Annotated in this window: 10 protein-coding genes and 1 pseudogene; 1 reads left to right on the forward strand and 10 read right to left on the reverse strand. The window is 70.8% G+C overall.

What is annotated here, in order from left to right:
• From D7X74_RS36160 to sppA, 9 genes and pseudogenes are all read right to left on the reverse strand, one after another.
• Window positions 1-427 (reverse strand): annotated as a pseudogene (locus D7X74_RS36160) (hypothetical protein); the annotation flags it as partial.
• Window position 428: 1 nt separating this feature from the next.
• Complete coding sequence (locus tag D7X74_RS36165) at window positions 429-1,208, reverse strand: enoyl-CoA hydratase-related protein (RefSeq protein WP_120537539.1); 780 nt, start codon at window positions 1,206-1,208, stop codon at window positions 429-431.
• 33 nt (window positions 1,209-1,241) lie between these two features.
• Entirely contained in the window at window positions 1,242-2,090 is an 849-nt protein-coding gene (locus tag D7X74_RS36170; RefSeq protein ID WP_120537540.1) for a 3-hydroxyacyl-CoA dehydrogenase family protein, read from the reverse strand.
• A gap of 47 nt (window positions 2,091-2,137) precedes the next feature.
• Complete coding sequence (locus D7X74_RS36175; RefSeq protein WP_199732960.1) at window positions 2,138-2,596, reverse strand: hypothetical protein; 459 nt, start codon at window positions 2,594-2,596, stop codon at window positions 2,138-2,140.
• A 4-nt stretch (window positions 2,597-2,600) separates the two neighbouring features.
• Entirely contained in the window at window positions 2,601-3,116 is a 516-nt protein-coding gene (locus tag D7X74_RS36180; protein WP_120537542.1) for a hypothetical protein, read from the reverse strand.
• A 23-nt stretch (window positions 3,117-3,139) separates the two neighbouring features.
• Window positions 3,140-4,228, reverse strand: a complete 1,089-nt coding sequence (gene apbC / locus D7X74_RS36185) for an iron-sulfur cluster carrier protein ApbC (protein ID WP_120537543.1) — start codon at window positions 4,226-4,228, stop codon at window positions 3,140-3,142.
• Between the two features lie 154 nt (window positions 4,229-4,382).
• The gene (locus tag D7X74_RS36190) at window positions 4,383-4,985 is read right to left on the reverse strand and encodes a hypothetical protein (protein WP_120537544.1); all 603 of its coding nucleotides are present in this window, start codon (window positions 4,983-4,985) and stop codon (window positions 4,383-4,385) included.
• Window positions 4,986-5,119: 134 nt separating this feature from the next.
• Entirely contained in the window at window positions 5,120-5,872 is a 753-nt protein-coding gene (locus D7X74_RS36195) for a zf-TFIIB domain-containing protein (protein ID WP_120537545.1), read from the reverse strand.
• A gap of 9 nt (window positions 5,873-5,881) precedes the next feature.
• Entirely contained in the window at window positions 5,882-7,582 is a 1,701-nt protein-coding gene (sppA, locus tag D7X74_RS36200; RefSeq protein ID WP_120537546.1) for a signal peptide peptidase SppA, read from the reverse strand.
• A 78-nt stretch (window positions 7,583-7,660) separates the two neighbouring features.
• Between sppA and D7X74_RS36205 the strand changes: the two genes are divergently transcribed.
• Window positions 7,661-8,011, forward strand: a complete 351-nt coding sequence (locus D7X74_RS36205) for a hypothetical protein (protein ID WP_120537547.1) — start codon at window positions 7,661-7,663, stop codon at window positions 8,009-8,011.
• 55 nt (window positions 8,012-8,066) lie between these two features.
• Here D7X74_RS36205 and D7X74_RS36210 read toward each other — a convergent pair.
• On the reverse strand, window positions 8,067-8,307 hold a 241-nt coding region (locus tag D7X74_RS36210; protein ID WP_304984941.1), incomplete at its 5' end, for an RNA 3'-terminal phosphate cyclase.

The raw sequence follows: 8,307 nt of genomic DNA on the forward strand, positions 1-8,307 counted from the left end.
TAAGAGACAGGTCCCCGCCCCAGACGCCTGCTCCCTCGGCCAGGACGCCGAAGCGGGACGTGTCCGGGAAGGCCGACACGCGGGCCCCGGCCAGCAGGCGGAACGTGCTGGGCCGCAGCCGCAGCTGGGGCTCCACGAAGGGCGACACGATGAGCGTGGGTCCGGGTACATCCAGGGGCGGCGTGGCCCAGGGGTGGATGGGCCAGGACAACACCCAGTGCGCGCCGTCCCCCCACTCCCGGCGCAGGTCCGGGATGAGCGGCTCCAGGAAGCACAGCGTGTAGAGACACAGCGTGCGCTTCCAGGAGACCAGGGCCGGGGCTCGGTCCAGCGCCTCGGCTTGTTGAGCTTCGGCCGGGGCTTGAGCCCGGGCCTGGGGCGCGGCCAGGAAGCACAGCAGGCTTCCGGCCGCGACCGCGTGCTTCACGTCACTTGCCCTGGAACGCGGCGGGACGCTTGGCGAGGAACGCGGCCATGCCCTCGCGCTGATCCTCCGAACCGAAGAGGACCGCGAAGCCCTGGCGCTCCAGCTCGTTGGCGCTCCGGAGGTCCTGATCCGCGCCGTACTCCACCACGCGCTTGGCCTGGGCCACCGCGAGCGGGCCGTTCTTGAGGATCTTCGCGGCCACCGCGCGGCAGTGCTCCATCAGCTTGTCCGCGGGCACCACGTCCAGGACCAGGCCGATCTCCTTGGCCCGGGCCGCGTCGATGCGGTCCGCCGTGAAGAGCATTTCCTTCGCGCGCGAGCGGCCCACCAGCCGGGTCAGCCGCTGCGTGCCGCCGAAGCCCGGGATGACGCCCAGGGTGACTTCCGGCAGGCCCAGCTTCGCCTTCTCCGACGCGTAGATGAGGTCGCAGCCCAGCGCCAGCTCCAGGCCGCCGCCGAGCGCGAAGCCGTTCACCGCCGCGATGGTGGGGATGGGCAGGTTCTCCAGCGACTGGAAGACGTGGTGTCCCAGCGCGGAGAACTCCCGGGCCTGGGCGGCGGTGATGGTGACCATCTCCGCGATGTCCGCGCCGGCGACGAACGCCTTGTCCCCTCCGCCCGTGACGATGAGGGCGCGCGTCTCGTCGAACTTCAGCGAGCGGAGCGCGTCGTCCATCTCGTGGAACGTCGCGCTGTTGAGCGCGTTGAGCGCCTTGGGGCGGTCCACCGTGAGGACGGCGATGGGGCCGTCCTTCTCCAACCGGATGTTCTCGTAGGCCATGTGCGTCGAAGCTCCTGTGTCGGGTGGGGACGGCTAGTACTTGTAGAAGCCGCGGCCGCTCTTCTTGCCGTACCAGCCCGCGTCCACGTACTGGCGCAAGAGCGGGCACGGACGGTACTTGGAGTCGCCCAGGCCCTTGTGCAGGACCTCGGCGATGTAGAGCACCGTGTCCAGGCCGATGAAGTCCGCGAGCTGCAGCGGGCCCATGGGCTGGTTGGTGCCCAGCTTCATCGCGGTGTCGATGTCCTCCGCGGTGCCCAGGCCCTCCATCAGCGCGAAGCAGGCCTCGTTGAGCATCGGGATGAGGATGCGGTTGACGATGAAGCCCGGGTAGTCCTTGGACACCACCGTCGTCTTGCCCATGCGCTCGGCCATGGCGCGGATGGTGGCGTACGTCTCGTCGCTGGTGGCCGCGCCGCGGATCAGCTCCACGAGCTGCATCACCGGCACCGGGTTCATGAAGTGCATCCCGATGACGGACTCGGGGCGCTTCGTGGCCGCGGCGATGCGGGTGATGGGGATGGAGGAGGTGTTGGTGGCGAGGATGCCGCCGGGCCGGACGACTTCATCCAGCTCCAGGAAGATGCGGCGCTTGAGGTCCTCGTTCTCCGTGACGGCCTCGATGGCGACGTCCACGTCCTTCGCGTCGCGCGCGCTGGTGAACGTGGCGAGGTTGGCTTCCGCGGCCTGCTGCTTCGCCGCGTCCAGCTTGCCCTTCTCCACCAGCTTCTTGAGGCCCGCCTTGATGCGGTCCGCGCCCTTCGCGAGGCCGTCCTTGTTGACGTCCACCAGCGACACGCGAATGCCCGCCTGGAGCGCCACCTGCGCGATGCCCGCGCCCATCTGCCCTGCACCGACGACGACGATGTGTTCCGTTGCCATGGCGACTTCTCCTGTGCCGGCGGCCATAACGCACGCCTCCAGGAGGGTCAACGACTGGTGGCGGGCAGGCGCAGCTGGCGGACGATGGCCTCACCCTCGCCCACCGACACCCGCTCCTCCAGGCGCACCCGCTGTTCGCTGTCCCGCATCTTGAGGAACAGGAGCGTGCGGAAGGTGCCCTCCGGGAGGTTCATCTTGAAGGTCACCTCCGGGGGCGGGCCGCTGGTGAAGAACCGCTCCTCGCGCTTGAGGATGTGCTCTTCCGGGTCCAGGACCTGGAGGTCCATGGCGCGCACGTCGCTCCAACCCGCTCCGTCGAGTTGGAGGATGAGCTGTCGCTCGGGGACGTCCGTCGCCTTCCACAGCCACAGGCCCACCGCGACGATGGCGATGAGCGCCAGGCGCTTGGGCAGCGGGTGCGTGCGCCAGGTTCCGCGCGGCTTCGGGGGCACCGGCGCCTGTGGGGGCTCCGGTGCGGCCGGTGGTGATTCCGGTGCTTCCGCCACGTCCCTACTCCCGCTTCGTGCGCTTGGAGGCGGGACGGCGCGCGTTCAATTCCGTGATGACCACGCGCGCGGAGGGCGGCGGCTCCGCGGCCTTCTTGCCCTTGGGGGCTTCCGGCGGCGGAGGCGCTTCTTGCTTCTCCTCCTTCTCTGACGGCACCAGGCGGATCTGCGCCTTCACCTCCACCGTCATGCCGGAGAGCAGCTTGAGGAATTCATCGCGCAGCTTCTCCGACTGCATGAAGCGGCGCAGCTCCTCCGTGACGACGCGGGAGATGTCGTCCTTGGTCTTCTCCGCCTGGGAGAGGATGAAGCCCAGGGCCTCCTTGGGGAGCTTGAGCTGGCCCGCGAGCGAGCGGATGCCCTCCTCCGTCATGAAGACCGCGCCCATGCCGGCCACCGCCATGCGCCGCACGAAGTCCGGCACGAAGCCCCCCGAGCGGCTCTCACGCCCGGGCTGCTGCTCCGATTCGTCGAACAGCGGATCAGGCGGGAAGTCGTCGTCGTTGCCGGCGGGGGCCATGCGGTCTCCTTACGGGTTGGGCACTACCGGGCCTGCATCACCGGCAACGGCACGCTCTTCATCGTCTGCGCGGACACACGTCCGGCCACATTCCGGGCGATCTCCTGGAAGGCCTTCGCCTCCAGGCTGTCCTTCGCCCCCGCCACCACCGGCACGCCCAAGTCTCCAGACTCGCGCACCTTGAGGTCCAGGGGGATCTCCCCGAGGAATGGGATGCCGAACATCTCCGCCGCCTTGCGCCCGCCACCGTGGTTGAAGATGTGGGTGGCCTTGGAGCAGTGCGGGCAGATGAACTGGCTCATGTTCTCCACGATGCCCAGCACCGGGATGTGCACCTTGTCGAACATCTGCTTGGCGCGCACCACGTCCGCCAGCGCCACGTCCTGCGGCGTCGTCACCAGCACCGCGCCCGCCGCGCGCACCGACTGGGACAGCGTCAGCGCCACGTCACCCGTGCCCGGGGGCAGGTCCAGGATGAGGTAGTCCAGATCTCCCCAGTTCACGTCGCGCACCAGCTGCATCAGCGCGCCGTGCAGCATGGGACCACGCCAGATGAGCGCCTGATCCGCCTCCACCAGGAAGCCGATGGACATCACCTTGATGCCGTGCGCGATGAGCGGATCCAGCGTCTTGCCGTTGGGGCTCACCGGACGCTTGTCCGCGAGTCCCGTCATCAGCGGCACCGACGGGCCGTAGAAGTCCGCGTCCAGCAGGCCCACCTTGGCGCCGTGCTGCGCGAGCGACACCGCCAGGTTCACCGCCACCGTGCTCTTGCCCACGCCACCCTTGCCGGCGCCCACGAGCAGGATGTTCTTCACGCCCGGCAGCAGCGCCCCGCCGCCACCCGAACCGCCCGCGACGCCGCGCACCTGGGCGCCCCACTCGATGTCGAAGGACTTCAGGCCCGGCACCGCCTTGAGCGCCGCCTCCGCGTCCGCCTGGATCTTCCCCTTCATGGGACACGCGGGCGTGGTCAGCTCGATTTTCAACTTCACCGTGTCGCCCGCGACGCGCACGTCCTTCACCATCCCGGCCTTCACCAGGTCGACGTGCAGCTCGGGATCGATCACCTTCGACATGGCCGTCATGACATCGGCCTGTGTGACGCTCATCGGGACACCTGAAACCTTTTGAAAACAGGCGTTTGCACGCTTGAAGGGGGGCGGAGATTGCCAGCACTCCGGGGGCTGTCAACGTCGTTTAACGCGAGGGCCCGGAAGGTGCATCGGCCATCGCCACGGACTCACCGCGCCCGGCTTCTGGCCCTCATTCGATGGCCGCCACGCGGTACTCCCCGTCTTCCAGCACCAGGCGCACCGCGCGGTCCTCGCCCAGGGGGAACAGCGCCTCGCCCGCCGCCACGCGCACGTGGGTGTTGAGCGACAGGCGGGCCCGGCGCAGGCGCTCCTTCGCCAGGGGCTCGCGCTCGAAGTCCTCGCGCAGGCGCTCCGGGGTGTAGCGGGCGCGCAGCGGAGAGGCGAGCAGGCCCCATGCTCCCTTCCAGTCGCGCGACTCCACCTCGTCGAGGAACTTCTTCAGCGCGGCCCGGGGCACGTCCGCCGGGCGGGACTCCACCACGCGCCAGTCCTCGCCCTGGCGGGCCAGGGTGACGGACGGGGCCCGGGCCTCCAGCACGCCCGTGCCGGTGCGCACGGCGGCGGCGCGTTCACGGCGGGCGGCCTCGTGGGAGAACTCGTCCAGGAAGGCGACCTCACCCTCCGGGCCCCCGGTCGTCAGGCGGTAGGCGTCCGGCAGCCGGTTCTCCTCCAGCGCCTTGGCGTACGCCTCCGCCACGGAGGCGGGCTCACGCGACGCGGTGGCGCAGGCGGTGCCCAGGAGCAGCAGACTGAGGGGAGCGAGGCGCGGCATCACTGGCGCGGCAGGGTAGACCCCGGCCCCGGGGGGAGCAATCTCCGGGCGACCCGACGCGTCGTTCCGGGGCCCTCCCCTTCCCGCCGCGCCCCTGTGCGGGCGGGCAGGTGGGAGGTCCGCCGCAGGGGGCGTCAGCGGTTCCGGAGCAGTTGCACCACCCAGTGCACCAGCTCGCCCAGCTCCACGCCCTGGCCCACCGCGATGTCGGGTACGCCATCGGGGTATCGGTGCTTGGGCAGGCTCGCGCCCGACACGGCGCCCTTCGGGCGGTGCTCGCCGCAGTAGATGTCGCCGTTCCAGGCCCAGGCCTGGCTCACCGGCACCGGGAGTCCGCACTGGACGCAGCCAAAAGGAGACGACAGGCCGTAGCCTCCCGAGGGCGAATGCGACGGGGGCAGCGCGGCCGTGGAGCCCGGGGCCTTCCAGGGATCGGCGCCGCCATCCGTGGCCGGGGCGACCTCCCACCCCGCCTTGGCGCCGGACGGTGGTGCCTTCGGGGCCTCCACGGTGGCGTGTTCCAGCGCTTCGAACTTGCCCGCGTCCAGCCATGCGCCGCCACACTGCACGCACAGGTCCACCGTGCAGACGCGCGCGGACACCAGCCCCAGCCTCGCGCCGCAGCCCGGACAGGACACGGGCTCGCTGCGACAGGTGGCACAGCTGGCCAGGGCGCGCGGCACCAGGTGCCCTCCGGCGCGGCACCGGGACGCGGCGTTCCTCGCGGTGCCCATCAGCGGCTTGAGCGAAGGCCGGTCCGGAAAGCGTTCCAGCTCGCCCCGGTCGAAGAACAGGCCGTGGCAGCGCGGACAGATGTCCACCTCCACGTCCGAGGCCTGGACGACGTTCAACGGCTGGCGGGGGCACACCGGGCAGGAGCGGGCCATGGGCCCATGCTAGTCGAAGCGCCGGGAAGTCCCGAAGCCCCAGAGGCTCCATGCCGCGGTGCAGAAGGCATACGTGGTCGGGTGCGCCGCGGCCGTCAGCAGCTTCAGGAGCGACAGCTTCGAGCGGGCCCCGCCGCTGTAGCGGATGATCTCGAAGTCGTCCGACGGCGCCCTCGCCTCCTCCATGGCGTGGCGGCAGACCTCCTCGAAGCCGCCAATGCGGTCCACCAGCCCCGCATCCCTCGCGCGCAGCCCCGAGTACACCCGGCCCTCCGCCCGCTCGTGGATCTCCTCCTTCGTCCGTCCACGCGCCTGCGCCACCAGCTCCAGGAAGGACTGGTAGGACTCCTCGACCTCGCGCTCCAGCGCGGCGCGCTCGTGCGGTGTGAAGCCCCGTGAGTTGGAGCCGAACGCCGCGTTCTGCCCGCGCGTCAGCGTGGTGCGCTGGACGCCCAGCTTCTCCAGCAGGCCGCCGTATTCGAACTTGCCGATGAAGACGCCGATGGAGCCCACGATGGCGTGCGGCGCGGACCAGATCTCCTTCGCGCCGATGGCCGCCATGTACCCGCCGCTCGCGCACATCTGATCCACGTACGCGATGACCGGCTTCTGCTTCGCCACCCGCTTCACCGCCTCCAGCATCTGCTCCGACGCGAGCCCCGAGCCGCCCGGGCTGTTCACCGCCAGCACCACCGCCTTCGCCCTGGGGTCGCGCCCCGCCTTGCGCAGCGCCTTCACCACCGTGTCCGCCGCCGCGAACCGGCCCGCCCCGCCGCTGCCCGGGACGATGATGCCCGTCACGTCCACCACCGCGAGCCGGGGCCTGCGCCGCAGCGTGCGCCAGCGCACCGGCGGAAAGGCCTGCGTCGCCAGGTACGCGCTGAAGGTCGGCACCGGGGCCTCCTCGTCGCCGTCCTTCTTCTTCGACTCCAGGCCCAGGTGCGCGCCCAGGTCCGCCTCGTGGACCAGCCCGTCCACCAGCCCCGCCTCCAGCGCCCGCTTCGCGCTGTAGGGCCCCGCGTCGATGAGGGCCTTCGCCTCCTCCGGCGTCTTCCCGCGCGACCGGGAGAGGGAGTCCACCAGCACGGCGAACCGCTCATCCAGGAAGGTCTCCAGCGTCTGGCGCTGGATGTCGGACACCGTGCCGTCCGTGAAGAACTCCGGCGCCGTCTTGTAGTCACCCCGGCGGGCGAAGTGGGCGTGGATGCCCACCCGGTCGAAGGCCTCACCCAGCACGGTGGCCTCCGCCGCGTAGCCCACCAGCTCCACGCGCCCCATGGGGGCAAGCAGCACCTCGTCCGCCGCGCCGAGGACGGGGTACTCGTTCGTGTCCACCATCACCGCCCAGGACACCACCCGCTTGCCGGCGGCCTGGAAGTCCGACAGCAGGGCCAGCAGGGCCTCGCGGCGGGCGTCCGTCAGGGACAGGCCCTCCACCTCCAGGAGGATGCCCTCCACCTTGGCGTCGCCAGCGAGGATCCGCAGCGCCCGGCCAAAGTCCTCCAGGGAGGTGACGGTGGCGGGCTCCACCGGGGGGCCGCCCAGGCGGAAGCGGGGGCCCCGGCGCGGCCGGTACGGCAGGCTGCCCGCGAGCCGGAAGCGGACCCATGCGGGTCTTTGACGCACCGCCATCACCCGGAAGGGCAGGCCCAGGAGCAGGCGCAACCCGAGGAACAGGTTGGCCAGGAGGACGAAGGGGAGCCGGAGCATGCGGCGCGGGTAACGGCCCAGGTGGTGTGAAGCAACCCCTGTTCATCGCGAAGGGAGGCTCTGTTAGGCTCAGGGCCCATGTCCTCCCCCTCGCTCCCCCGGCTTGTTCTCATCCTCGCCCTCGTCTGGGGCGGAGCTGTCGTGGCCCAGCCCCAGCGCCGTCAGCCCCAGGACTTCCAGACCCGCAAGGAGTTGACGCAGGAAGAGAAGGACGCCGCCAAGGCGCGCGCCATGGGCAACAACCTCTCGGGTTACAGCAAGGACGAGAAGCCCAAGGAGAAGCCCATGCCGTGGCGGGCCATCGGCCTCGCGGGCATCATCTTCATGGTGTGTCTGCCCTTCGCCATCCGCGCCTACCGGGGCACGGTGAAGGAGATGGCCACCGCGAACACCTTCGGCGCCCAGGACCACAACGAGGACGAAGCCTAGCGTCGTCCCCGCGCCGTCCCCTCCGGCGCCAGCGTCCAGAGCTTCGGCCGGAGCTTCAGGCCGGGCGGATCTCCACCGCCCCGCCCGGCTCCACGCGGATGTCCACGGGCAGGAACCGGCGCAGCACCTCCGCCTGCGTCGTCAGCTCCCCCGTGACAGCCGCGGTGGTGAAGCGCGTGGTGCCCGGCGTCACCGGCCCCAGCCGCCCCGACGCCAGGAGCGCCGCCGGCAGGAGCAGCTGCTCCGCCAGGTGCTCATCCAGCGCCCCACCCGTCTCCATGAACCGCGTCAGGGCC

The sequence above is a fragment of the Corallococcus sp. CA047B genome (assembly GCF_003612065.1).
Lineage (GTDB): Bacteria > Myxococcota > Myxococcia > Myxococcales > Myxococcaceae > Corallococcus > Corallococcus praedator.